Genomic DNA, 25058 nt, shown 5'->3' on the forward strand with positions numbered 1-25058 from the left:
CCGATGGGAGCCTTGCATGAAACAGGACTGGAAAGACCAGGTTGCACTGGTCAGCGGTGCCGGCAGCGAACACGGCATCGGCATGGCCATCGCCCGGCGCCTGGGCGCGGCTGGCGCGAAGCTGATCGTCACCGCCAGCAGTGCGCGCATCGCCGAACGCGTCGCAGAACTGCGCGCCGAAGGCTTCGAGGCCGAGGGCCGGGCCGTCGACCTCACCGACGAAGCCGGGGTGCTGGCATTCGCCGCCTGGGCCGAAGGGCTGTGGGGGCACGTCGACATTCTGGTGAACAATGCCGGCATGACCATGCAGGGCAGCCCCGAGACGTTCGAAGAGGTATCCAGCATGAGCCTGGAGACCTGGAACCTGACGATCGCACGTAACCTGACCACCGCCTTCCTGCTCACCCGCGCCGTGTTGCCGGGCATGCAGGCGCGCGGCTACGGGCGCATCATCCATATCAGCTCTACCACCGGCACCAAGGCCGGCCACCCAGGCGAAGCGGCCTATAGCGCAGCCAAGGCCGGCATGGTGGGATTGAACATGGGCCTGGCGCTGGAAGTGGCCCGCCAGGGCATCACGGTCAACTCAGTGGCGCCAGGCTGGATCGCCACGGGCTCGAGCACGCCACATGAACAGCGCGCCGCAGCCTACGTGCCGATCGGCCGCGCCGGCCGCCCCGAGGAAGTGGCATCAGCCGTGGCCTTCCTCGCCTCCCCGGAAGCCAGCTACATCACCGGCGAAGTGCTGGTGGTCGATGGCGGCAACTGCCTGATCGAGGACAAGGCCCCATGACTACCGAACCCAAAACCCGCCCCGTGGTACTGATCACCGGCGCCGCTGGCGGCGTGGGCAGTGCGCTGGTGGCGCGCTTCCTCGCAAGTGATTGGCAGGTGTTCGCCACCGACGCCAACGCTGACGGTCTGGCTGAGCTGGGCCAGCGCCATGCGCTGGTCGGCAGCCTGGCGACGGATATCCGCAAGCCCGCCCATTGCAACGCGGTGGTGGCAGCCGCAATAGAAGCAGCTGGCAGACTGGATGCATTGATCAACGCAGCAGGGGTATGGCGCGAAGGGCCGGTGGAAGCCTTCAGCGAGGAGGATTTCGACCTGGTATTGGACGTCAACCTCAAGGCCAGCTTCTTCATGTGCGCGGCGGCCATTGCTCACCTGCGCCAGACACGGGGTGCCATCGTCAATATTTCCAGCGACGCCGGGCGCCAGGGCAACCCGAACGCAGCCGCCTATTGCGCCAGCAAGGGCGGCCTGAGCATTTTCACCAAGGCCCTGGCGCTGGATCTGGCGCCCTACGGCGTGCGTTGCAACGCTGTTTCGCCCGGCGACATCGAAACACCGATGCTCAAGTTCCAGGCCGAGCATTACGGCAACGGCGACCCGCAGGCTTACTATCGGGAGTTGCTGGGGAAATATCCGCAGGGCGATCAGGCGCGCTTCATCCAGCCGCAGGAAGTGGCGGAGCTGGCGTTCTTCCTCTGCCAGCCCGGCGCCCGCTCGATCACTGGCGCCGACATGGCCATCGATCAGGGCGTGTCAGCCGGTCACTGATCGTCCTGCCGTTCATAGCGGCGCTGGATACGTGTCAGCTCCCCCGAGCGGCGCAACGTGGCCAGGGCAGCAGCCCAGGCCGCGACCAGCGCATCATCGCTGTCACGGCTGAAGGCGATGTACAGCGAGGAGCGGTACAGCTCGATGGGCACCCGCCTGAGGGTGCCGGGGGCGATGCCCAGTTGGCGGCTGTAATAGGCCACACCGGCGTCGGTATCGCCGACGATCAGTACGGTGCGCCCGGCCAGGAGCATGCGATAGAGCTGATGGCTCTCGGCTGCACTCTTGTCGAGATTCCCGAACCCCAGCGATTCGAGCATTCTCGGTACCAGGCCGGCGTGACGCGTGGTGATCTGCGGCGCGTGCATCAGTTGCTCAAGGGAGGTGATCGGCGTGGCCGTGCTGGCCAACTGATAAGGATGGATGGACTCTTCCACGATCGGCCCGACCCACTTGTAAAGCGGCTCACGCTCGGGCGTACGAAACATCGAATACATGATGGTTCTGGGACGGTTCTGCAGCGCATAGGTAGCGCGCATGGTCGGCAACAGGTCGATCTCGAAGTCATCCCCGGTGAGCACCATGATGGCCCGCACGACCTCCGTCGACATACCGGTGAGCTGGCCGTTGTCCGTATAGTTGTACGGTGCCCACTCCTCGGTGACGAGCTGATAGGGCTCGGCACTGGCAAAGTTACCGAGCAGCAGAACGAACACAGCGGCTGCAAGTGGCAAATGCGTCACGAAATAGCCTGGAAGTGAGGGAGTGGTTACAGCGAGAGTTGGAGCGTGCGTTCGTCCAGCATAGCGCTTAACCGGCGTGAATGACTGAGCACCAGCGCTCGGCAGGCCAAACGCATGCAAATGGTTAAAGTCTGGCTCCTCTTCGTTTCGCGCCGGGCATTCCCCATGAAGATTGGCGAACTGGCGCAGCGCACAGGCTTGGCGGCCTCGCGCACTCACTTCTACGAAAGCATCGGCCTGCTCAGGCTGGTGGAGCGCCAGGCTAACGCTGCTCGATACCCTGCAGGCCAAGGTGAGCGACATCGAGGCGCTGGAACAGCGCCTCGCGCAGAGCAAGACGCACCTGCTAGCGTTGATCGACGAGAGCGAAAGCAAACCGGCCGATCTCGACTGCGCCGCCAACGCCAGGCGGGTGCCATCGAAGATGAATCTGGGTGAGCCGAGCGAGGCACCCAAGCGCGCTGGCAAGAACAGCAAGCACGTCTAAGGTGCCCTTAGTAGGGTGCGCCACGCGCACCGCCTCCGGTGGTGAAAGGCCGCTACGCGGCTTCAGCCTGCACCAGGCTTATCGCACCCTGACCACCACCTTGCCCTTCGCTCGACCGCTGTCGACATAGGCCAACGCCTCGTCGGTGGCTTCGAACGGGAAGACCTTGTCAACCACCGGACGAATCACACCGCTGTCGATCAACTCAGCCAACCTGGCCAACTGCTCGCCACTGCCGCGCATGAACAGAAAGGCATAGCTGACCTGGCGCTGTGCAGCCCGCTTGCGAATCTTGCGACTGAGCAGCCCCACGATCAGTTGCAGCAGCTTGGGCATGCCGGCGCTCCTGGCGAACGCGGGGTCAGGCGGGCCGGACAGCGTGATCAGCTGGCCACCGGGCCTGAGCACGCTCACGGACTGTGCCAGTTCCTCGTCGCCCAGGCTGTGCAGCACCAGGTCGTAGTCACGCAGCGTCTTGGCGAAATCGTCCTTCCTGTAGTCGATGACGAGATCCGCGCCGAGGCTTTTCACCAGCGCGACATTGGCGCTGCTGGTGGTAGTCGCGACATACGCGCCCAGGTGCTTGGCCAACTGGATCGCCAGCGTGCCGACACCGCCAGAGCCAGCATGGATGAAAACTTTCTGCCCTTTGCGCAGCTGGCCCTTCTCCACCAGCGCCTGCCATGCGGTCAGGCCGACCAGGGGGATCGAGGCGGCCTCCTCCATGCTCAAACTGGCCGGTTTCAAGGCGAGGTTGGATTCGGCCACCGCGATGAATTCGGCGAAGGTGCCGATGCGACGGGTATCTGTGCGGGCATAGACCTCATCACCCGGCTTGAAGCCCTGCACCTTGGCGCCAACCCGCGTCACCACCCCGGCCAGATCGTTACCCAGTACCAATGGCAGGCGCAGCGGCAGGATCCGCTTGAGCGCGCCGCTGCGAATTTTCAGGTCCAGCGGATTGATACTGGCTGCGTGAATCTGCACCAGCACGTCCTGCTCGCCCAGAGTCGGCTCCGGCACGTCGACCAGTCGCAAGGGCTCCTGCTTTGAATATCGTTCGATGACAAAGGCTTTCATTGAAATCACCTGGGTTCATTGCGTGAACGGTGGCGCAGAACAACGCCACCGAATGATCGGATGCGGCCAAGCTCAGCGAATCCCCTGAGCCCTGAGCGCAGCCGGCACGAACTCCGACTTGCTCGCCTTGAAACCGAAGGTGATGGGCTGCGCGCTGTTGTAGGTCAGGCCGAACACCAGATAGCGACCGTTGCTGAAGTCGTAGATGGCCTCCCCCGCGTACCAGGGCGTGTCGGCGTAGTCGTACTGCACGTGGAAGCCTTCGGAGAATCGCCACAGCACACCACGGCTGTCGTAGTGCTCGGCCAGGGCGATCTGCCAGGTGTCCTCATCGACATAGAACACGCGCTTGGCGTAGATATGGCGCGTGCCCGGCTTGAGGGTGCCGACCACCTTCCACACGCGGTGCTTCTCGTAGCGCAGGTAGTTCGGGTTGAGGTGACCCTTCTCGATCAGTTTGGCCGAGGTCAACTCACGACTGGTCAGGCGGTAGTTGTTGTAGGGGATGTAGATTTCCTGCTTGCCATCGAGCTTCCAGTCGTAGCGATCCGGCGAGCCGGTGTACATGTCGTAGTTGTCGGAGGTACGCAGGCCGTCGGCAGCGGTGCCGGGGCCGTCATAGGCGACCTGCGGGGCTCGCCGCACACGACGCTGTCCGGCGTTGTAGAGCCAGGCCAGGCGCGGTTCCTTGACCTGATCGATAGTTTCCTGGACCAGCAGGATATTGCCTGCCAGGCGCGCCGGAGCGGTCACCTTCTGTGTCGAGAAGATCATGATGTTGGCGTCGCTGACCGGGTCGAAGCCGTTGAGGTTTTCCGGCCAGGCCGCGCGGTCTTCGAGCTGGACTTCACTGAAGGAACCGCTCGGCTGAGTGATTACCTGAGTATGGGTGCGCAGCAGGCTTCCGCCGCGATAGCGCATGAAGTGGTTCCACAGTACCTCCACCCCGCTCTTGGGATGGATGAAGGGGTAATAGCCCTGATAATCGAGCACGCCATTGCCGCCGGGCACCAACCTGGCCGTATCCGCATTCTTTTGCGCAGCCGCGTAAACGTGCTCGGGATACTTGGCTGTGCGCCGGGTCTCGTAAACGTTCAGGCGATAGCCCTCCGGATTGCGGCGCAATTGTTCGATCTGCCCCGGGGTGAGGTTGTCCCGGTAGGTCTCGAGGTTGCTGGCGTCGATGGAGAACTTCACCCGGTCATCGGCGAACGGATCGACGAACTGCTTGCCGATATCGCTCCAGGTCACGCCGCGGTTGAAGCCACCGGTCCAGGCCGGAATGGAACCGTCGGCATTGGCGCCTGCCTCAGCGCCCAGCGGCGTGAACGTGTCTGCTAACGCGAGGTTGGCAGTGACAGCCATGGTGGTCAGCAACATCGATGTCACGATGGACTTAGTCATGAGCCTGCCCTGCCTGCGCCAGTTTGTTCTCGACCAGATCCAACCCCCGGCGAGCCTGGCTGGAGCCCAGCGCTTGCGCCTGAAGGAACCAGCTGTGGGCGTATTCCAACGCTGTCACAGCCTGGCTTTCCTCACTGGCGCGGGCCAGGTAGCAATTGCCTACAGCGACCGCGAGATCCGCCGTGATCAGGCGGTCTTCCAGTTCATTGGTGACGCAGTTGCCGTGGGGTTCGGCCTGCGCAGTAGCGACAACGAAAAAAGCCGTCGCAGTCAGGAGCTGCTTGATCATGGGATAGACCTCGATAGGACATTCGTTACAAGGTTCTATTACAGAACCTTGCAGCGAGAAATTAGGTGCTATCATGAAACCTGTCAACCGCTTTCTTGTCGGCAACTGCAAACTGCCCCTAACCGGAGACCCGCACGTGGAACGAGTTACCTTCGAGGATCGCAATTGTTCGGTGGCCCGCTCGGTGGATGTACTGGGCGACTGGTGGAACCTGCTGATCGTCCGCGAACTGCTCTGGGGCACGAGCAAGTTCGATGAATTCCAGCGCAATCTGGAGATTTCCAAGGGCATCCTGTCCAAGCGTCTGAAGCTGCTGCAGGACTACGGCATCGTGGTGAAGCACACCGTCGGCAGCGGCACCGAATACGCCCTGACCGAGAAAGGCCGGGCCCTGCACGTGATCATCATCGCCATGATGCAGTGGGGGGATAAGTGGAACCCGCTGGCCGAGGGCGCGCCGCTGATCCCTGTCAACCGCAAGACCGGAGCGCCACTGGCCCCGGTACAACTGGCCGATGTCAACGGCGAGCCACTCGAACTGAAAGACCTCGGCCTAATCGTCGGCCCGGGTGCGGATGAGACGACACGTGAGCGCCTGGACAAGCTGCGCCAGACCGCTCAGCAGAAGGCAGCGGCCAGCCGCTGATCAGCTCAACCCCGGTGCGACCACCTGTACACGAGCACGCCACTCCGAAACCCGCAGGCTGACGAAAGCCAGCAGCAGAAACAGCAGCGAAGCCAGCAGCAGGCCCTTGTAGCCGACAACGGGATAGAGCCAGGCGGCGACCCCTGAGCCGGAGCCGATGCCGGCGAACATGAACGACGCGGTCAGGGCGAGGGCGATGCCGCGTTGCTCGGGCATCAGCTCGACAATACGCCGCTGCTGCGACGGCCAGACGATATCGGTGGCCAGCGCCCAGATCACCAGGGCCAGCAACAGCCCGCCGAACAGCCTTGGCATGGCGGCAAGGCCCAGCAGATCCAGCGCCAGCAGGCCGATGCCGATCAGCAGCAAACGCTCGGCACTGACCCGCAGCGCCAGGCGCGTGACCAGCAGATTGCCCAGGACGCCGGCCACGCCCAACACGGTCAGCGCCAGGGTGGTGTCGTCGGCGCTGCCGTGGAAATCGTTGCCGATGATCGGCGCCAGAAAGGCATAGGTGGCGAACACACTTGTGGTGACGAAGAACACCACCAGAAACGCGCTCAGCGAAGTGGCACGGGTCAGCAACGTAATGACCTCAATCGGCGCGACACGCTGGCCCGCCACACGATCTGGCACCCACGCCAGAATCATCACCGCAATGAGCAGACCACTGGCGCCGATCCCGAAGAACAGGCTGCGCGCTCCGAACTCATGGGCGATCCAGGCACTGACCGGCATGCCGGCCAGCCCCGCGACACTCAGCCCGAGCAGCACAATGGCGATGGCGCTACCCTGCTGCTCACGCGTCACCAGGTTCGAGCCCAGGGCGCCAAGCACCGGGCCGATGAAGCCCGCGCCCAACCCCATCAGTACACGGGACAGCAGCAGCGTCTGGTAATCCGGCGCCGCCGCGAACAGCAGCGCGGCGGCGCTGAATATCGACAGCCCCAGCAGCACCTGGGCACGCCGGCGCAGATGGCCCAGGGTCATCTGCAACAGCGGTGCGGCGAGCGCGAAGGTGATGCCGAACACGGTGATCAACAGCGCGCTCTGCGCACTGCTCAAGGCCCAGGCGGCGGAGATCGCCTCCAGGCTGCCGACCACCGAAAGTGCACCGACCGCCTGGACGAAATAGGCCAGGCTGAGCAGGCGTAGAGCGAGGCGATCCGGTGCAGTAATAGGGCTGTGCATGGGGCTCTCCAGGGGGGGCACGAACGCCCGACCTCGTGATGAGGTCGGGCGCCGGCTCAGGCAACGGGGATGAGGTTGTCGATGATCGACTGGTTGAACTGGTTAACCAGTGCGTGCTCGCTCGGCCCGACGTTGGCGCGCAGTGCCGTGATGCCGTCGACGATCACCTCGGTGGTCGCCGTCTCCAGCTTGGCCAGGGTCTCGGCGATGAAGGCGTCCAGCGGCATGGCGCGCGCATCGCCGCTCTTGTGGATCAGGTCGGTGTCGACCCATGGCGGCGCGATCTCCAGCACCTTGACGCTGGTGTCGCGCAGCATGAAGCGCTGCGACAGGCTGTAGGAATGGATGGCCGCCTTGGTCGCCGAGTACAGCGCGGTGACCGCAATCGGGATGAACGCCAGCACCGAGCTGTTGTTGATGATGGTGGCATCCGGCTGGCGCTTGAGGTGCTCGACGAAGGCCGCGCTGACCCGCACCGGGCCGAGCAGGTTGGTGGTCACCAGGCCGACCGCCTGTTCATCGTCGAGGTCGCCCGAGGCGGCATCGTCGAACGGCATGATGCCGGCGTTGTTGATCACCACGTTGAGAGCCGGGTGACGTTCGATCACCTGCTGCGCCACCTGCTTGATCTGCTGCGCGTCGTTGATGTCCAGCACCACGGTGTCGATGCCGGGGTTGGCGCGGGCGATCTCGTCGAGCAGCGCCTGGCGGCGGCCGGCGATGATCACCTTGTTGCCGCGTTGATGGAAGGCTTCGGCCAGGCCGCGACCGATGCCCGAGGTGCCGCCGGTAATGAAGATGGTATTGCCGCTGAGTTTCATGATGCTGCTCCTGTTATCAAGGGTCGGTTAACGCTGAACGCTGTAGCGCGGTGCGGGCTGGTTGGTGGAAAGCTGGTTGAACATGGCCTTGCGCGCCGCCTCGTAGGCGTGCCACTGGCTGGCGTCGTGCAGCGAGGGAATGGAGATCAGTTCGCCGCGATCAAAGTCGATCAGAGCGGCGTCGACCAGGGCACTGGCCGGCATCACAATGGCTGGGTCGAGGTGCTCAAGCGGCAGGCCGCCGTTGTCCCAGAACTCGGTGGCAGTGGCGCCCGGCAGTACCGCCTGAACGCGCACGCCCTTGTCGGCCAGCTCGTGGTGCAGCGACTGGCTGAAGGCGGTGACGAACGCCTTGCTGCCGCCGTACACGCCGTTGAGCACTTCCGGGGTGATGCTGACGATGGACGAGATATTGATGATGGCGCCGTTGCCACGCTCGACGAAGCCGGGGATGGCCGCGTAGCTCAGGCGCATCAGCGCGGTCACGTTGAGGTCGATCATCCGCGTCATCAGGCCGACATCGCTGGCCAGCAGTGGCGTATGGGTGCCGATGCCGGCGTTGTTGACCAGCAGAGTGATGCTCGCGTCCTGCTTGAGCTTGGCCTCCACGGTAGCCAGGCTGGCGGCGTCGCCCAGATCGGCCTGCAGCACCTCGACCACGCGCTGGGTATCGTCGGTGATGCGGCGGGCCAGGTCGTTGAGGCGGTCACGGTTGCGGGCGACCAGAATCAGGTCGTAGCCGCGCTGGGCCAGGCGTTCGGCGTACAACGCGCCGATGCCGGAAGATGCGCCAGTGACCAGTGCGGTGCCTTTCGATGCGGTATTCATGGTGTGTCTCCAAGTGCGTTGGGCTTGGAACACATCATGGCGAGGATGGGCAAAGACCTAAATGACGTATACAGTCATGTTTTAGGACATGCCTGATGCGAGACCCACCATGCACAGAATCGGCTACCTGCTCTCCGACGACTGCCAGGTGCTGTCGCTCGCCACCCAGACCGTCTTCGAGTACGCCAACATCGTGGCCGAGGCGCCCTTCTACTCCATCGAGTTCTTTTCCATCGCTGGCGGCATCGTGCGCTCGTCCCTGGGTCTGGGCATCGAAACCCGCGCGCTGAACAATCCCGGCCTGGCCGACACCTGGATGATCGCCGGGGTCAACCAGCCGCTGGAAACGCCGCCGAGCGAGGCCGCCCTGGCCTTCGTGCGCCAGGCTGGGCAACAGGCACGCCGTGTCGCCGGTATCTGCACCGGCGGTTTCGTGCTGGCCCAGGCCGGCCTGCTCGATGGCCGCCGCGCGACCACCCACTGGGCCTACGGCGCCGCCCTGCAGCGTCTGTACCCACAGATCAGCGTCGAGGACGATCGCATCTTCATCATCGATGGCAACGTGTGGACATCCGCCGGCATGACCGCCGGCCTGGATCTGGCACTAGGCATGGTGGAAAAGGATCTCGGCCCCGACGTGGCGCGCTCGGTGGCGCACAAGCTGGTCATGCACCAGCGCCGTTCCGGCGGGCAGTCGCAGCACTCGCAGATGCTCACCCTGGCGCCGAAGTCCGACCGCATCCAGAACGCGCTGAACTACGCCCGACAGAACCTGCACAAGCCGCTCAGCGTCGAGGAACTGGCCGAGGCCGTGCATCTCAGCCCGCGTCAGTTCACCCGTGTGTTCACCGCTGAGACCGGACAATCCCCGGCCAAGGCCATCGAGCGCCTGCGCCTGGAAGCGGCGCGGGTGATGATCGAGCAGAGCCGCCATTCCCTGGACGTGATCGCCAAGGAAACCGGCTTTCGCGACCGCCGCCACATGCGCGAAGTGTTCATTCGCGGCTTCGGCATCCCACCCCAGGCGATACGCCGCGACGTGCGGGGCGTGAGGGCCTGAGCGAGCCAGGCGAACCGCCATTGAAATTGAAGTGAACTTCAACGCTAGGGTTGCTGCACCTCCAATCGAGAAAGCCCCCCATGAACCTGTTCGATCCCCTTGGCTCGACCCTTTCCAATCGCCTCGCCAAGGCGGCAATAGAAGAGAACATGGTCGACGGCCGCGCCATGACCGGCCCCGGCGGCGTGGTATTGAAAGGCGACGCGCAGCTCGCCAGGTTCGAACGCTGGGCTTCTGTCGGTCGTGCCAAAGGCGCGCAGTTCTGGCTGCAGATCAACCATCTCGGCCGGCAGATGCAAGCCAACCTCGGCGCGCCGACCTGAGCACTGTTGACCCAGCAAGTGCAGGACATCTTCAGTACTCGCCGATATCGGCGCTGGATGCAGGGGTGCCACTGATACTCAGAACGCGAGCACCTCACCATCCTCTGGAATCAGCAGCTTGACCTGTGCGCTGGCAGCGGCTTCGGCCAGCGCCATGCGGCTGACCGGACAGTGACTGATGGCTTCCAGATGATTGGCCACCACCGCCGCACCGCTCAACCGGGTGAACTCGATCACCTCGTCGATCCCCATGATGATGTCGCCGCCCAGGTCGAAGCGCGCACCACCTGCCGGCACCACACTGACCGCCGGCCGGTGCTCGCGGACGCAGGCGCGCACCTCGTCCGTGAGCAGGGTATCGCCGGCCAAGTACAGGCTCGGCTCACCCGGTATCTCGATCAGAAACCCGACACCGTGCTCCATCAGACGCCCGACCACTCCCCGACCATGAATGCAGCGGACGGTACGGATGTGTCCGCCAAGAAAGGGACCGGGGAGATTATGTTCCGGCAATAATGGCTGGACATTCAGGCCACGCTGGCGCAGATGATTGGCATCGTGCGGGGCGCAGATCACCGGGATCTGCCGCTCGCGCAGCCACTGGGTGCCGGCGCGATCCAGGTGATCGAAATGACCTTTCTGGCAATGGGTGATCAGGCAGTGAGTGACCGACTCCAGCGCGGCGCGAGCACCGACTGGCAACTCGACTAGTGGATTGCGCTGGCGAGCGCCGAACAATCGCAGCGGTGGTAACGCGCCCTGCCGGGACAGCATGGGGTCGACCAGAACGCGGTGCTGGCCGAATTCGACGATGATTGTGGCGTTGCGCAGCTGCTGAATCTTCATGAAAAGCCCTCGAGTTCTGAGAGCTCCATGCTGCCTATCCGCACCATGAACAATAATGGCAGTATTGGACACCTTCGATTCATTTTAGGCCACTCCATGCGCATTGGTTTGCTGCTGTTTCCCGAGTGCATGCCCGCCGGGCTACTGGCTTTCGCCGATTTGCTGCATGCCGCCAATCGCCGGAGCGCATCAGCACTGTTCGAGATTCGCTATGTCGCCGAGCAGGCCGGACCGGTGCAATGCGCCCATGGACTCGTGCTGCAAGCGCACTCCAACCTCGACCCACGCGCGCTGGATGCCTTGCTGATCCCTGGTTTCTGGGCGGAGTCGGCAGAGCAGGTCGATACGCTGCTAACGCGCAATGCCACGCTGATTAAGGCGCTTTCGGCCGCCGGCAAGCGCATTCAACTATGGAGTTACTGCACGGGAGTCGGCCTGCTCGCGGCCAGCGGCCGGCTCAACGATCAGGCAGCGACGGTGACCTGGTGGCTGGCAGACGTGATGCAGGAGCGCTTCCCACGAGTTTGCTGGCAAAGCGAGAGCAGCTGCGTGTTCACCCAACGTGTGGCCACCGCCTCCGGGGTGAGCGGTTACCTGCCCATCGCCCAAGGCGTGATCGAGCGTCGTGTTAGCGAGGACGTCTTCAAGGACCTCAGCCAGTTGATGGTGCTACCCCGCCCTGCCGTGCCCCATAGTGCATTTCAAGGCGCCAGCTTGATGCAGCAACCGACGGGGCTGTTGCGGCGCCTGCATAGGTTGATCGAGCAGACGCCTGCCGAACAGCTGACCGTGCAGGCACTGGCCGACAGGCTGGCAATGTCCGGGCGCACTCTGGCGCGCAAGGTACGGGCGGAAACAGGCGAGGCCGTAGCGAGCTACGCCAGGCGCATCAAGCTCTATCAACTCAGTGAACGACTGGCCATGACCTCGACGCCACTCAGTACCCTGAGCGCCGACCTGGGTTTCAGTAGCCCGGCCAATCTGCGGCGCATGTTCAAGGCACTGACCGGGCTGACACCTGCGCAATATCGCCAGCAGTATGGGCGTCAGTAACTCAGGCTGACCGGAAACAGTGTTTTCGGTGCCTGATCACAGCAAAATATTTCAAGACAATTCAAAACGTCCCCCACAGGAAACGACAAAACAAAAATTGCATTGTTCGTTGCACAAGAGGAACAGTTCTTTGCCAAATCTCCGGTTTAATGCGCTTGCTAACGAGGCGTATAAACGAACTGCGACATTTAGCCGCATCCGTATTACGAGGAGACAAGCATGAACGTGATCGTGCATGAACGTGACAACGAACATCTTTCCCGTGAAGCCCGTGCCATGGGGATAGTGGCCTGGGATGTAATTCAGAATGGAGAGCTAGTGGGTATCTTCCCGTCGCAGGACGAAGCCGATGCCTACCGCAAAGCGCTGGAAGACGCGCAACCGCAAGGATAAGCAGAGGCTGTTGCCGTTTCGAACGAAACGGCAACAGCCTCACGGCGGCGTTTGCAGCGCCCAGCAACACGTCCAGCCAGCGATATCGCCAGCACGCCAACTTCCCCCGCAAAAGCACAAAGCCTCCGCCAGAGCCCGACGTCGCCTGGACTGCCCATCGGCACCTCACATCCCTGCAACAGTTGCAACGTCAAATAGCCCGGTTCGATTTCCAGGTGGCCATGCGCCCCGAGGGCGATGCGCGAATCACTGGATTCGACATCAGGCCAGGTGTAACGGGTGTAGAGTTGAGTGCTCATTTCCCAGTCCTCTTACAGATCAAGCACCAGCGGTTGCACACCATCCTCACCCTGTGCCGGCACCACGCAGCAGATCAACACACCGCCGTCCTGCGGCAATTCGGCCGGAGGGTTCGGATAATGCACCTGACCACTGAGCAGACGCGTCTTGCAGGTGCCGCAGGAACCACCCCGACAACTGAACTCGGGCGTAAGACCGCGACTTTCCGCCAGCTCCAGCAGGCTGCCGCTGTCCGGCTTCCAGCGCGCCTCTTTGCTCGATGCGCTGAAATACACCGGTACCGGCTCCGTCGCCGCCGGCGGCTGCACGAAGGTGGCGGCCGGGCCGTCCGTACGCCGCTTGAGCGTCGAGGGGCCAAACGCCTCGGCGTGGATACGGACGTCGGCGACGTTCAAATCACGCAGGCCATCGTAGATCGCCTGGGTAAAGGCGGCCGGGCCGCACAGGTAGAAGTCGTAATCGTCGAACGGCAGCGCCGCCTTGATCTGCTCCAGCTCGATGCGCCCCTGCTGCTCATAGTCGTGCCCCGGTAGCGCGTCCGCTTCCGGCGTGCTGAGGGCACGGTGAATATTCAGCAAACCACCCGCACGCTGCACCAGTTCGCGCAGCTCGGCCTGGAACGGCAGGTCGGCCAACGTCCGTGCACCCTGGAAGAAATGAATACGCCTGCCCTGCCCCAGCGCCACCTGCTCACGCAGCATCGACAGCAACGGTGTGATGCCAACGCCCGCGCCGATCAACACCAGCGGCCGGTCGGTGTCGCTGTTCAGGGTGAAGCTGCCCAATGGCGGACGCACGTCCAGCACATCCCCCACTTGTACCTGTTCGTGCAGATGCCGCGAAACCACACCCTGCGCCTTGACGCTGATACGCAGTTGGCCGTCCGACGGCGCACTGGACAGGCTGTAGGTACGCAGCAGGGTTTCGCCCGCAGCGGTAGTGATGCGAATGGGCAGGTGCTGGCCAGCAGCGAAACTCGGTGCTGCGCCCGTTTCCGGCGCCAGCACCAATGAGCGAATGTCGGCACTCTCCTGCTGTACGCTCTGCACGCGCCAGCGTTGCCACTGATTGCGCTGCTCACGCTCGTGCAGGCGCGCGTCGGTTTCCGCCCAGGTGCCGGTCATCAGGCTGGTCGGTGCATATTCCTCGAAGGCCCAGCGCAGCGAGGTCGCCGCAGGGCGCAATACCACTTGCTCGACGTCGAACGTCCACAGCCGCTCGGCACCTTCGAAGGCCTTGATCAACGGGCTGTCGAGGATGATCTCGGCGCGACCACCCAACTGCAGCACATCGCCCGTGGCGAAGTCGACGAACAACAGGCCGGCGCGCGGGTTGACGCTGAGGTTACCCAGGGTGTTGAAGAACAGGTTGCCGGCGTAGTCGGGAATGGTCAGGCGCTTGCCTTCCACTCGTACGAAACCGGCGCGGCCGCCCCGGTGGGAAACATCCACGGAACGACGACCATCGTCGTGCTCGACGTAACTGGCGACGAAGAAGGTGTCGGCGCCTTCGATCAGCGCGCGGGGGCGTGCATCCAGCTCAGTTGAGTCCACGCGCTCGCCACCCCGTTCGGGCACACGGCGATACTGGCGCAGTTGAATGTACTGCGGGCAATTGCCGTAGGAATGCTCCACGGCGATCTCCAGGCGTTGTGCCGAAGCCTGGCGAATCTGCCCGTTGATGCGATTGCGCCGCCGCGTGTGCAACTCGATACCCAGCAGACCGATGGCATCGCCCGCATCCAGGCCACTGCTGGCCGGGTCGAGCGGATCGAGCGCCATGGCGGCCAGATCGAACGACAGCCGACGTGGGTCGGGCGAGGTGACGAAGCCCTCCTCGCCTTCGATCAGGGTGGCCCAGGGCTGCCCCGAACCATCGACGGTGCCGGCGATCATGAACGGCAACTGGTGGTAGAACTCGCGATGCTGATCGGGCATGTAGTCGCGAATCACCTTCTGCCCGAGTACTTCCATGCGTTCACCGACGCCGACCTTTTCCTGCAGTTGTCTTTCACCGGCGTGCCAGGGCGACTGCCGATGGCTGGGGAGCTGTTGCATGTTGCGCCCTCCACGAAAGTGGCCGCCGGGCGATCCCGGCAGCGGCTGTAGGGCGCTTCTAAAAACGTAGGCGAGGCAGCCAGCGCAAGGCAAAAACAAGCGAAAAACGGTCGGAGTCGCGCTCGACTTTACGTGCTGTAAATGAGCAGTTTGATCGGACTCGCGCACGAGCTTGTTTTTAACGCAGTGATGGCAACGCAGGTAGTTTTTAGAGGCGCCCTGCGACTCAGGCCTGCAGACCGGCGGCAGTACGCGGCATCGGCACGAACCCCGGCAGCGCCTCGATGCGTGCCAGCCAGGCGCGAATGTTCGGGTAGGGCTCCAGCGAAACGTTGCCCTCCGGCGCGTGGGCGATATAGGAGTAGTTGGCGACGTCGGCGATGCTCGGCTTGTCGCCGGTCAGGAACGGGGTTTCGCTCAGCTCGCCCTCCATCACGGTGAACAGCGCATGGGCGCGATTGATCACTTCTTCAGTATTGAACGAGGCGCCGAACACGGTGACCAGACGCGCAGCAGCGGGACCAAAGGCCACCAGCCCGGCGGCGACGGACAACCAGCGCTGCACACGGGCAGCAGCAGCGGGCTCCTGCGGCAGCCAGTCGTCATTGCCGTAGCGCTTGGCCAGATATACGAGGATGGCGTTGGAATCGCTGACGATGGTGCCGCCATCATCGATCACCGGCACCTGGCCAAAGGGGTTGAGGGCCAGGAACGCCGGCGTCTTGTGTTCGCCCTTGGCCAGGTCGACGAAGATCAGCTCGGTGGGCAGTTGCAGCAGCGAGAGCATCAGCTCGGCACGGTGGGCGTGACCGGAGCGGGGAAAGTTGTACAGCTTGATGGCGGGACTAGACATGGCGATGACTCCTTGAAAGTGGGGGTTGGCCATCGCGAGATCACTTAACTTCGCGACGATGGAGCCATGTTCACCCCATCCATCCCACAGAAGAATCACCAAACAAGACAATCCACTATTTCACTTTCTGCAATTACCCCATCGCAAATGCCGGATGAGCACGCAGGCGCGGTACGGCGAAGTCGAGAAAGCTGCGCACCCGCGCGGCAGCACGGCGCCCCTCGCGGTAATACAGCTGCACCGGCAGAGGCGGCGCGGCGAAAGCCTCGAGTACGGCCAGCAGTTGCCCCGTCTGCAGCTCATGATGGGCCTCGTAACTCAGGCAACGAGTCAGCCCGAAACCCGCGAGCGCCGCACGAATAGCGGCCTGCGGCGTGCTACAGGTCAGCCGTGGCGCGACCTTCACCGTTTCCTGCGCAAAGCGCCACTCCCCCACATGGCCGGTCGTCGAGGTGGCAATGGTGCGATGCGCCGCCAGGGCCTGCGGATTGGCTGGTCGGCCCCAGCGCTCGAAATAAGCAGGCGCGGCACAGACCACTGGGCGCACCTGCCCCAGCGGCACAGCAAAGCCGGACGAACTGGGCAGGTGCCCGACGACCACGGCCAGGTCGATGCCCTCCTCCAGCAGCCTCGGCAGCTCCTCGCGCGCCAGGGTCGCCAGGCTCACCTTGGGAAATGCCGCCAGGTAATCGACAGCGACAGGCATCAGCACCTGGTGCGTCATCAACAGCGGCAGAGCCAGGGTCAACTGTCCGGCCGGGCTGGCATGCAGGCCAGTCACCGAGCGCTCGGCCTCATCCAGCCGTTGCAGAATGCGCAAGCAACTGTCGGCAAACGCCGCACCTGCCGGGCTCAGGCTTACGCCACGCGGACCACGCAGCAGCAGGCTAGCGTCCAGGCGGTTTTCCAGCGCCGTCACGGTGCGCATCACCGTGGCCTGCGACAGTTGCAGCGCCCTGGCGGCTGCCGCCAGGCTGCCCGCCTGCGCCACGGCGAGGAACACCTGCATCTCGCGATGATGATTCATGTGGCAGGTGGAGCACCGGCCGCGCGTAGGGCCGGGTCGGCACGAAAACTCGCGGCGCAATGGTCGACGAAGGTACGCACCTTGGCCGACACCTGACGCCCGCCCTGGTGAATGATGTGCACCGGCAAGGCCGGCGGTTCGAAGGTTTCGAGCACCAGTTCGATCTCGCCACGGGCTAGCGCATCGGCGACCTGGTAGGACAACACGCGGGTGTAGCCCCAGCCCAGACGCGCGGCGCCGATTGCCGCCTGGTTGGAGCTGACGGTGAAGCGTGGCGCAGGGGTGAAGCCGAACACGCCATCGGCGCCAACGAAGTTCCAGTGCGTCAGCAGACCGCTGGCACTGGACATGACGATGGGCGCATCGCGCAACTCGTCCGGGTGGCGCGGGCGCCCGACGCGGTCGAGAAACTCTGGCGACGCGCACACCACCGGGCGAATCTGCCCAACCTGCAACGCCGGATGATCCCCCTCGGGCAGCGAACCGATGCGCACGGCGACGTCGATGCCCTCCTCCATCATGTTCACCACGCGGTCGACCAGCAGCGCGTTGATTTCCACGTCCGGGTGGGTGTCGAGGTACTGGGCGATGCGTGGAATCAGGAACAGCTCGCCGAACATCACCGGCGCGGTCACGGTGAGCCGACCACGCGGCCGCACGCTGCCACCGGCGGCCAGCTCCTCGGCCTCCTCCAGTTCCAGCAGGATGCGCCGGCAATCCTCGACATAGCGCTGGCCGGCCTCGGTCAGGCGCAGGCTACGGGTGCTGCGCGCCAGCAACAGCGTGCCGAGACGTGCCTCCAGCGCAGCAACGGCGCGGGTCACGCTGGGCGGCGAGATACCCAGCAGCTTGGCACCGCCAGCGAAGCTCTCGGCCTCGGTGACCGCCAGCAGCACCTTCATTTCCTGAAACCGATCCATCGTCACCGCCTGGTTTTCTGTTGCACCGACGCAGCGTAACTCATGACGAGGCCACGTCCTGAATCAGCGCCGGCTCAAGGCCAGGCGCGCGGCGAAGAGGAGGAAGATCAGCCCCGTGCTGCGATCCATCCACTTGATCACCACCTCGCGCCGCAACCAGTGACCGAGCGGCTGGGTGGCGCCGATCAGCAGCAACGCCCAGACCAGGCTGAGCGCCACGTGAATGCCCACCAGGCCGAACGTCCAGGCAATCAGCGGTTGGCCCTGCGGGATGAACTGCGGCAGGAATGACACGTAGAAGATCCCTACCTTGGGGTTGAGCACATTGCCCAGCAGACCACGCAGGAACCAGTTGGCGCTGGCAGTATCACTCGCCTGCGCAGGCGCCAGCGAGGTACGCGGGCGCAGCAGCATGTTCAGCCCGAGCCAGGCCAGATAGGCCGCACCGCAGTACTTGAGCAGGTTGTAACCGAACTCGGAAACCGCCAGCAGCGCGCCCAGGCCGAAGGCCACCGCCGCGCCCCAGATCAGGCAGCCGGCATTGATGCCCAGCGCCGCGCGAAACGCCTGCTGCCGGCCCTCGACCGCTGCAGTACGCAGCACCAGCGCAGTGTCGATCCCGGGAGTCAGAGTCAGCAGTGTAGCCGCCAGGGTGAAGGCGATCAGGTTTTCGGCAAAGGGCATCGGCAGGCGCTCCGGTCGAAGGGCAGAGCGCGAGTATAAACAGCGCATCGCTGGCCGTCGTCAGGCCAGCGATCCCGTAGGGTGCACCATGCGCACCGCGGTTCATTCACGCGATGAATGTTGCCGGTGGTGCGCGCGGCGCACCCTACGTCGTTTAGCCGCGATAGGCCTCGAACAGCCCCGTGGCGCCCATGCCGCCGCCGACGCACATGGTGACGATGCCGTAACGCAGCTCGCGGCGCTGCAGTTCACGCACCAGGTGGCCGACCTGGCGTGACCCGGTCATGCCGAACGGGTGGCCGATGGAGATGGACCCGCCGTTGACGTTGTATTTCTCGTTGTCGATCTCGAGCTTGTCGCGGCAGTACAGGCACTGCGAGGCGAAGGCCTCGTTGAGCTCCCACAGATCGATGTCGGCCACGTTCAGGCCCTTGGCCTTGAGCAGCTTGGGCACCGAGAACACCGGGCCGATGCCCATTTCGTCCGGCTCGCAACCGGCCACGGTGAAGCCGCGGAAATAGGCCTTGGGCGTCAGGCCCAGCTCCAGCGCTTTTTCCAGGCTCATCACCAGGGTCATGGAAGCGCCGTCGGACAGTTGCGAAGCGTTGCCCGCCGTCACGCTACCCGCCGGGTCGAACGCCGGTTGCAGCTTGGCCAGGGATTCCAGGGTGGTGTCCGGGCGGTTGCAGTCATCGGCCTCGACCACGCCATCGACGATCTTCTTCTCGCCGCTGGCCTTGTCTTCCACTTGATACTTCACCGTCATCGGCACGATTTCATCAGCGAACAGGCCTTCGGCCTGGGCCCGCGCCGTGCGCTGCTGGCTCTGCAAGGCATAGGCATCCTGGGCTTCGCGGGTGATGCCGTAGCGGTTGGCGACGATCTCGGCAGTCTTGCCCATGGGGTAATAGATGCCGGGGTTGTCCTTTTGCAGCAGCGGGTTGAACAAGTTGTCCATGTTCATGCTTTTCAGGGTCATGGTGATGGACTCGACGCCACCGGCGACGATGATGTCGCTGCAGCCGGATGCCACCTGATTGGCGGCGATGGCGATGGCCTGCAGGCCCGAAGAGCAGAAACGGTTGAGGGTCATGCCCGCCACCGGATTGCCCAGACGCGAGAGCACGGCAACGTTGCGGCCGATGTTCATGCCCTGCGCGCCCTCGTTGGAGCCGGCGCCGACGATGCAGTCGTCGACCAGCTTCGGGTCGATACCGTTGCGCACCAGCAGCGCATCGACGCAGTGAGCAGCCATGTCGTCGGGCCGGGTCATATTGAACTTGCCGCGGAAGGACTTGGCCAGGCCAGTCCGCACGCTATCGACGATCACCACATCACGCATGACGCACCTCGTTGTTATTGGATGGCGAATGGCGAGAAGATAAATCCAGCCGATCCCTGGGTGCGACCATCATTGATCTGGCGTATACGGGACGATGCCGGGCAGAGCCAGGATGCACTCCGGCACGAGGCAAAAGCATCGCGGCTAAAGCCCCTCCCACGGCTCCCCTGTAACCTGTGGGAGCGGCTGGGCGGCATTCCGCTTTAGCCGCGACAAGACATCAATCCCTGGCGAACGCCGCCTCGATGGCCTCGTTGATGGTGCGCAGCACCTTGACCCGGGCGAAGCGCTTGTCATTGGCCTCGATCAGCGTCCAGGGCGCGATCTCGGTGCTGGTGCGGTCGACCATGTCGCCCACCGCATCGGCATAGTCGTCCCACTTGTCGCGGTTGCGCCAGTCTTCCTCGGTGATCTTGAAGCGCTTGAACGGGATCTGCTCACGCTCCTTGAAGCGCTCCAGCTGCGTCTGCTGGTCGATGGCCAACCAGAACTTCACCAGGATCACCCCGGCATTGGTCAACTGCTCCTCGAAGTCGTTGATTTCGCCATAGGCGCGCAGCCAGTCGGCCTGGCTGCAAAAGCTCTCGACCCGCTCCACCAATACGCGGCCGTACCAACTGCGGTCAAAGATGGTGAAATGCCCGCGCGCCGGAACGTGCCGCCAAAAGCGCCACAGATAAGGCTGGGCGCGCTCTTCCTCGGTCGGCGCCGCCACCGGCACGATGCGGTATTGGCGTGGGTCAAGCGCACCAGTCACACGGCGGATGGCCCCCCCCTTGCCGGCTGCATCGTTGCCTTCGAACACCGCGATCAGAGCGTGCTTGCGCATGCGTTTGTCGCGCATCAGGCCGGACAGCCGCGCCTGCTCGGTGGCCAGTTGCTCCTTGTAGTCGTCCTTGCCCAGTGCCTGGGTCATGTCCAGGCTGGCCAGCAGACCGCGATTGTCCAGGCTGGAAGCCAGCGGTGCCGCATGCGGCTGCAGCTGGATGCGCTGCGGGTTAGCCAACGCCGCCTGCAGGCCTTCGAGCAGAATGCGTCCGACGGTGAGGCTGCGGTAATAGTGATCGACACCCTCGACCACATACCAGGGCGCATAGTCACGGCTGGTGCGGCGCAACACACGCTCGCCGTAGCGCACAAACTTGTCGTAGGTCTTCGACTGCTGCCAGTCCAGCGGGCTGATGCGCCAGCTGTGCAGCGGGTCGTCCTTGAGCGCCTCGAGGCGCGCCTTCATCTGTTTCTTGGACAAGTGGAACCAGAATTTGAAGATCAGCGCGCCCTCGTCGCAAAGCATGCGCTCCAGGCGCTCGGCGCCGTCGATGGCCTGGTCAAGCACCGCGTCCTTGAACTTGCCATGTACACGCCCCTGCAGCATCTGGCTGTACCAGTTGCCGAAGAACACGCCCATGCGCCCTTTCGGCGGCAACTGTCGCCAATAGCGCCAGGCCGGTGGCCGCGCCAGCTCTTCATCGGTCTGGATATCGAAGGTGCTGACCTGGATCAGCCGCGGGTCCATCCACTCGTTGAGCAGCTTAACCGTCTCGCCCTTGCCGGCACCCTCGACGCCGTTGATCAGCACGATCACCGGGAAACGAGACTGCTGCTTGAGTTCGTACTGCGCCTCCAGCAAGGCCTCGCGCAGCGCCGGCTCCTCGGCCTCGAACGTGGCCTTGTCGATACTGCGGCCGATTTCGGCGGATTCGAACATGCAATGACCTCCCTGGAATGGTCATCAGAGCCTAACGGATAGAACGCGACTTTGCCTGATAGCGGCTCGACACGGATTGACCTGCGCCGGGAAAAGCACGTGCACAGCGGTTAGAATCGCCGCCTGTTTTATCCGGAACTCCACCATGTCCGACGTCCACAACGCCCAGCTCGACTGGGACGAGCACGGCCAGCCGCTGTCGCGCAGCTATGGCGACGTGTACTTCTCCCGCGCCAACGGCCTGGAGGAAACCCGTCACGTCTTCCTCGCCCACAACCAGATCATCGAGCGCTGCCAAGCTCTCCCGGCGGGCGGACGACTGGTGATCGGCGAAACCGGCTTCGGCACCGGGCTCAACTTCCTCTGCGCCTGGCAGGCCTTCTCCGAGCATGCCCCGCATGACGCGCGGCTGCATTTCGTCAGCGTGGAGAAATTCCCGTTGGCCCTGGCGGATCTGCAACGAGCCCTGGCCCTGTGGCCGGAGCTGGCGCCCTACGCCGAACAACTGCTGGCGCAGTACCGCGCCATCCATCCCGGTTTCCAGCGTCTGCTGCTCGACGGCGGACGCGTGGCGCTGACGTTGATGATCGGCGACGTGCTCGACTGCCTGCCGCAGCTCGATGCCAGGGTCGATGCCTGGTTCCTCGATGGCTTTGCCCCGTCGAAGAACCCGGAGATGTGGACAGAGGCGCTGTTCAGCGAACTGGCGCGGCTGTCGGCGCCAGACGCCACGCTGGCTACCTTCACCAGTGCCGGCTTCGTCCGGCGCGGACTGATCGCGGCGGGTTTTGCCGTGGTGCGGGTCAAGGGCTTCGGCCACAAACGCGAGATGCTCGCCGGCCCATTCCAGGCACAGCAGATGCAGCGCACAGCGCCCTGGTTCGCCCGCCCGGCATTGCCGACAGGCGAACGCCAGGCCGTGGTGATCGGCGCAGGCCTGGCCGGTTGTGCCACGGCTGCCAGCCTGGCCGCACGCGGCTGGTGCGTCACTGTGCTGGAGCGCCACGACGATATCGCCCGCGAGGCCTCGGGCAACCCGCAAGGTGTGCTCTATCTGAAACTCTCAGCCCACGACACTGCGCTGTCGCGGCTGATCGTCGCCGGTTTCGGCCATACCCGCCGCCTGCTCGAGCGCCTGCAACGTGGCGTCGATTGGGATGCCTGCGGCGTGCTGCAACTGGCCTTCGACGCCAAGGAGGCCGAACGTCAGAGCAAGCTGGCTGCGGCCTTCCCGAATGATCTGCTGCATGCACTGACCAAGGATGAAGCCGAGCAACACGCCGGCATCGCCCTGCCGGCCGGTGGCCTGTTCTACCCGGACGCCGGCTGGGTGCACCCGCCAGCGCTGTGCCGGCAACTGGTGCAACACCCGCTGATCGAACTACGTCCCTATCAGGAGGCGCTGAGCCTGAGTCGGCGGGATGATCGCTGGCGCGTCGAGGGCCACAACGGCGTGCTGGCCGAGGCGCCGGTTCTGGTATTGGCCTGCGCCGCCGAGATCGGTCGCCTACTGTCCGATGCCAACCTGCCGCTCAAGCGTATTCGCGGGCAGATCAGCCGCCTACCCGTCAGCAAGTCCAGCAGTGCACTGCGTACCGTGGTCTGTGCCGAGGGCTATGTCGCACCACCACGTGAAGGCGAACACACCCTGGGCGCCAGCTTCGACTTTCACAACGATGATCTGACGCCCAGCGTCGCCGAGCACGCTGGCAACCTCGAACTGCTAAGGGAGATTTCTACGGATCTCGCCGAGCGCCTGGATGTGCAGACGCTCGACCCTGCCACTCTGCAAGGCCGCGCAGCGTTCCGCTGCACCAGCCCGGACTACCTGCCATTGGTAGGCCCGCTGGCCGAGCAGCAGGCCTTCAACGAGGCCTACGCGGTGCTGACCAAGGACGCCCGCCAGGTGCCGGAAACGCCCTGCCCCTGGCTACCCGGCCTGTACATCAACAGCGGCCATGGCTCGCGCGGGCTGATCACCGCACCGCTGTCGGGCGAGCTGATCGCCGCCTGGCTGGAGGACGAACCGCTGCCAGTGCCGCGCGGAGTGGCCGAGGCCAGCCATCCCAACCGCTTTATGCTGCGCAAGCTGATTCGCGGGAGCTGATAAGCACGGTAGAGGCCGGTGCGCACGGCGCACCCTACCGAGTTGACCGCGCCGGGGTAGCCAAAAAGAGCCACCGTACGTGTAATGCTGTTCACATAAGAAATGGTCGAGCGCGATCAGTCCCCTCGCCCCTCTGGGGAGAGGGTTAGGGCGGGCCGCGTTCGGAGAGGGGAAAACTACCAGTTTGCGGTGCTGTCAGCCCTCTCCCCCAGCCCCTCTCCCATAAATGGGAGAGGGGAGCCAAACGCATGCAACCTTAAGTGAACAGAATTACCACCGTACGTGGCCCTTTCGTAGGGTGCGCCGTGCGCACCGCAGCCAACCAGCGCTTAAGCCCTGGCCTCGACAAGCACTGGCTTGGGCTTACGAAATACCAGCACGTTGCCCAGCATCACCAGGCCCAGGCCGAGCAGCGCCGGGGCCGTCCATTGGTAGCCCTCGAGGAATACCGAGATATTCAGCGCCACCACCGGGAACAGCACCGTGCAGTAGGCGGCGCGCTCCGGGCCCATGCGCCCGACCAGGGTCAGGTAGGCGGTAAAGCCGATCACCGAGCCCGGAATTGCCAGGTAAAGCAGCGAGCCGACATAGCGTGCGCTCCACTCGAAGGCGAACGGCGTGCCGCTGACCAGGCAAATGCCTGCCAACATCAGCGCGCCATAGAGCATGCCCCAGGCGTTGGTGGTCAGCGGTTTGAGCCCGGCCTTCTGCTGCAGGCTGGAGAGCATGTTGCCGGCGGAGAAGCACAGCGTACCGCACAGTGCCAGGCCAATACCCAAAAGGCTTTCACGACTGGCTTCGTGCCCCGCCAGCTCAGGCCAGAACAGCAAGCCCAGGCCGGCAAGCCCCAGCGCACCACCGAGCAGCACGTTGGCAGCGATACGCTGCTTGAAGAACAGCCGTGCATTGATCGCATTCCACAGGGTAGCGGTGGAGAAGATTACCGCGATCAGCCCGCTGGGGATCCACTGGCTGGCGGTGTAGAAGCACAGGAAGTTGAGGCAGAACAGGCACAGCCCCTGCATCAGACAGATGCCCTGGCCACGGCGATCCATCGACTGCAGGCGGCCGCTGAGCCAGAGCATGGCGAATAGCACTGCCGAGGCCAGGGCGAAGCGATAGGCGATGGAGGCGGCGACAGCTACCTCGCCCATCTGCAATTTGATGGCGATCCAGGTGGTGCCCCAGATCAGTACGGTAAGCAGGTAAAGCGACAGGTTCATCGAGAATCTCCCAAGACTGGAGCATAGTCTGGAAGCGATACGCGCTGGGCGCTTGCACAAAGTTGCGCATTTATCGCTGCGCCATCACTGCCTGCCATCGCGCTGCAGGC

At 64.0% G+C, this 25058-nt stretch carries 24 protein-coding genes and 1 pseudogene; 9 read left to right on the forward strand and 16 right to left on the reverse strand.

All coding sequences use genetic code 11. The features are described from left to right. Positions 1-16: 16 nt before the first annotated feature. Both EL191_RS16655 and EL191_RS16660 read left to right on the forward strand, forming a co-directional pair. Positions 17-793 (forward strand): SDR family NAD(P)-dependent oxidoreductase, encoded by a 777-nt coding sequence (locus EL191_RS16655; protein ID WP_041979868.1) that lies wholly within the window; start codon positions 17-19, stop codon positions 791-793. Then, positions 790-1563 (forward strand): SDR family NAD(P)-dependent oxidoreductase, encoded by a 774-nt coding sequence (locus EL191_RS16660; RefSeq protein WP_041979867.1) that lies wholly within the window; start codon positions 790-792, stop codon positions 1561-1563. The genes EL191_RS16655 and EL191_RS16660 overlap by 4 nt, the downstream gene beginning before the upstream one ends. Here the strand turns inward: EL191_RS16660 and EL191_RS16665 are convergent. Continuing rightward, a complete protein-coding gene (locus EL191_RS16665) occupies positions 1557-2306 on the reverse strand; it encodes a substrate-binding periplasmic protein (RefSeq protein WP_041979866.1) in 750 nt (249 codons plus the stop codon). The two genes, EL191_RS16660 and EL191_RS16665, sit on opposite strands and share 7 nt — an antisense overlap. Positions 2307-2598: 292 nt before the next feature. On the opposite strand from EL191_RS16665, the gene EL191_RS24705 reads away from it, so the two are divergent. Next, complete coding sequence (locus EL191_RS24705; protein WP_013716601.1) at positions 2599-2793, forward strand: MerR family transcriptional regulator; 195 nt, start codon at positions 2599-2601, stop codon at positions 2791-2793. Positions 2794-2871: 78 nt separating this feature from the next. Here the strand turns inward: EL191_RS24705 and EL191_RS16675 are convergent, their stop codons facing one another. The 3 genes from EL191_RS16675 to EL191_RS16685 all read right to left on the reverse strand — a co-directional run bounded on the left by EL191_RS16675 (position 2872) and on the right by EL191_RS16685 (position 5566). Beyond that, the gene (locus EL191_RS16675; RefSeq protein WP_041769545.1) at positions 2872-3873 is read right to left on the reverse strand and encodes an NADP-dependent oxidoreductase; all 1002 of its coding nucleotides are present in this window, start codon (positions 3871-3873) and stop codon (positions 2872-2874) included. A gap of 72 nt (positions 3874-3945) precedes the next feature. Further along, positions 3946-5253, reverse strand: a complete 1308-nt coding sequence (locus EL191_RS16680; protein WP_041979865.1) for a DUF1329 domain-containing protein — start codon at positions 5251-5253, stop codon at positions 3946-3948. 16 nt (positions 5254-5269) lie between these two features. Then, entirely contained in the window at positions 5270-5566 is a 297-nt protein-coding gene (locus EL191_RS16685) for a hypothetical protein (RefSeq protein WP_041979863.1), read from the reverse strand. A 136-nt stretch (positions 5567-5702) separates the two neighbouring features. Here EL191_RS16685 and EL191_RS16690 point away from each other — a divergent pair, with 136 nt between their 5' ends. Then, entirely contained in the window at positions 5703-6212 is a 510-nt protein-coding gene (locus EL191_RS16690) for a winged helix-turn-helix transcriptional regulator (protein WP_041979861.1), read from the forward strand. Here EL191_RS16690 and EL191_RS16695 read toward each other — a convergent pair whose 3' ends face one another. From EL191_RS16695 to EL191_RS16705, 3 genes are read right to left on the reverse strand one after another with little or no spacing between them, the layout of a single operon-like run. Next, positions 6213-7403 carry an MFS transporter gene (locus tag EL191_RS16695; protein ID WP_041979859.1) on the reverse strand — a complete coding sequence of 397 codons (1191 nt, stop codon included), beginning with the start codon at positions 7401-7403 and terminating at the stop codon, positions 6213-6215. Positions 7404-7459: 56 nt separating this feature from the next. Continuing rightward, the gene (locus EL191_RS16700) at positions 7460-8224 is read right to left on the reverse strand and encodes an SDR family oxidoreductase (protein ID WP_041979858.1); all 765 of its coding nucleotides are present in this window, start codon (positions 8222-8224) and stop codon (positions 7460-7462) included. A gap of 27 nt (positions 8225-8251) precedes the next feature. After that, positions 8252-9052 (reverse strand): SDR family NAD(P)-dependent oxidoreductase, encoded by an 801-nt coding sequence (locus tag EL191_RS16705; RefSeq protein WP_013716607.1) that lies wholly within the window; start codon positions 9050-9052, stop codon positions 8252-8254. Positions 9053-9161: 109 nt separating this feature from the next. Between EL191_RS16705 and EL191_RS16710 the strand changes: the two genes are divergently transcribed. After that, a complete protein-coding gene (locus EL191_RS16710) occupies positions 9162-10112 on the forward strand; it encodes a GlxA family transcriptional regulator (RefSeq protein ID WP_041979857.1) in 951 nt (316 codons plus the stop codon). 80 nt (positions 10113-10192) lie between these two features. Then, a pseudogene (locus tag EL191_RS16715) lies at positions 10193-10423 on the forward strand (2,4-dienoyl-CoA reductase); the annotation flags it as partial. A gap of 90 nt (positions 10424-10513) precedes the next feature. Here the strand turns inward: EL191_RS16715 and EL191_RS16720 are convergent. Then, positions 10514-11281, reverse strand: a complete 768-nt coding sequence (locus EL191_RS16720) for an MBL fold metallo-hydrolase (RefSeq protein ID WP_017362664.1) — start codon at positions 11279-11281, stop codon at positions 10514-10516. Between the two features lie 27 nt (positions 11282-11308). Here EL191_RS16720 and EL191_RS16725 point away from each other — a divergent pair, with 27 nt between their 5' ends. Both EL191_RS16725 and EL191_RS24425 read left to right on the forward strand, forming a co-directional pair. Then, entirely contained in the window at positions 11309-12334 is a 1026-nt protein-coding gene (locus EL191_RS16725; RefSeq protein ID WP_017362665.1) for a GlxA family transcriptional regulator, read from the forward strand. Between the two features lie 219 nt (positions 12335-12553). Next, on the forward strand, positions 12554-12727 hold the full coding sequence (locus tag EL191_RS24425; RefSeq protein WP_013716612.1) for a hypothetical protein: 174 nt from the start codon (positions 12554-12556) through the stop codon (positions 12725-12727). Positions 12728-13038: 311 nt separating this feature from the next. On the opposite strand, the gene EL191_RS16730 is transcribed toward EL191_RS24425, so the two are convergent. The 7 genes from EL191_RS16730 to pap all read right to left on the reverse strand — a co-directional run bounded on the left by EL191_RS16730 (position 13039) and on the right by pap (position 21618). After that, on the reverse strand, positions 13039-15084 hold the full coding sequence (locus EL191_RS16730) for a pyridoxamine 5'-phosphate oxidase family protein (RefSeq protein ID WP_041979856.1): 2046 nt from the start codon (positions 15082-15084) through the stop codon (positions 13039-13041). A gap of 226 nt (positions 15085-15310) precedes the next feature. Beyond that, positions 15311-15937, reverse strand: coding sequence for a glutathione S-transferase family protein (locus EL191_RS16735; protein ID WP_041979855.1), 627 nt, complete (start codon positions 15935-15937; stop codon positions 15311-15313). Positions 15938-16070: 133 nt separating this feature from the next. Continuing rightward, positions 16071-16964 (reverse strand): LysR substrate-binding domain-containing protein, encoded by an 894-nt coding sequence (locus EL191_RS16740; protein WP_017362668.1) that lies wholly within the window; start codon positions 16962-16964, stop codon positions 16071-16073. Next, positions 16961-17884 (reverse strand): LysR family transcriptional regulator, encoded by a 924-nt coding sequence (locus EL191_RS16745; RefSeq protein WP_041979854.1) that lies wholly within the window; start codon positions 17882-17884, stop codon positions 16961-16963. The genes EL191_RS16740 and EL191_RS16745 overlap by 4 nt, the downstream gene beginning before the upstream one ends. A 63-nt stretch (positions 17885-17947) precedes the next feature. Next, positions 17948-18568, reverse strand: a complete 621-nt coding sequence (locus EL191_RS16750; protein ID WP_013716617.1) for a LysE family translocator — start codon at positions 18566-18568, stop codon at positions 17948-17950. A gap of 154 nt (positions 18569-18722) precedes the next feature. Continuing rightward, positions 18723-19910: a thiolase family protein gene (locus tag EL191_RS16755; RefSeq protein ID WP_013716618.1), complete on the reverse strand. Its 1188-nt coding sequence runs from the start codon at positions 19908-19910 to the stop codon at positions 18723-18725. A gap of 220 nt (positions 19911-20130) precedes the next feature. After that, positions 20131-21618, reverse strand: coding sequence for a polyphosphate:AMP phosphotransferase (pap, locus tag EL191_RS16760; protein ID WP_041979853.1), 1488 nt, complete (start codon positions 21616-21618; stop codon positions 20131-20133). A gap of 145 nt (positions 21619-21763) precedes the next feature. On the opposite strand from pap, the gene mnmC reads away from it, so the two are divergent. Then, entirely contained in the window at positions 21764-23725 is a 1962-nt protein-coding gene (gene mnmC, locus EL191_RS16765) for a bifunctional tRNA (5-methylaminomethyl-2-thiouridine)(34)-methyltransferase MnmD/FAD-dependent 5-carboxymethylaminomethyl-2-thiouridine(34) oxidoreductase MnmC (protein WP_041979852.1), read from the forward strand. A gap of 329 nt (positions 23726-24054) precedes the next feature. Here mnmC and EL191_RS16770 read toward each other — a convergent pair whose 3' ends face one another. After that, on the reverse strand, positions 24055-24948 hold the full coding sequence (locus EL191_RS16770; protein WP_041979851.1) for a DMT family transporter: 894 nt from the start codon (positions 24946-24948) through the stop codon (positions 24055-24057). Positions 24949-25058: the final 110 nt, after the last annotated feature.

The organism is Pseudomonas mendocina (genome assembly GCF_900636545.1).
Taxonomy (GTDB): Bacteria; Pseudomonadota; Gammaproteobacteria; order Pseudomonadales; family Pseudomonadaceae; genus Aquipseudomonas; species Aquipseudomonas mendocina.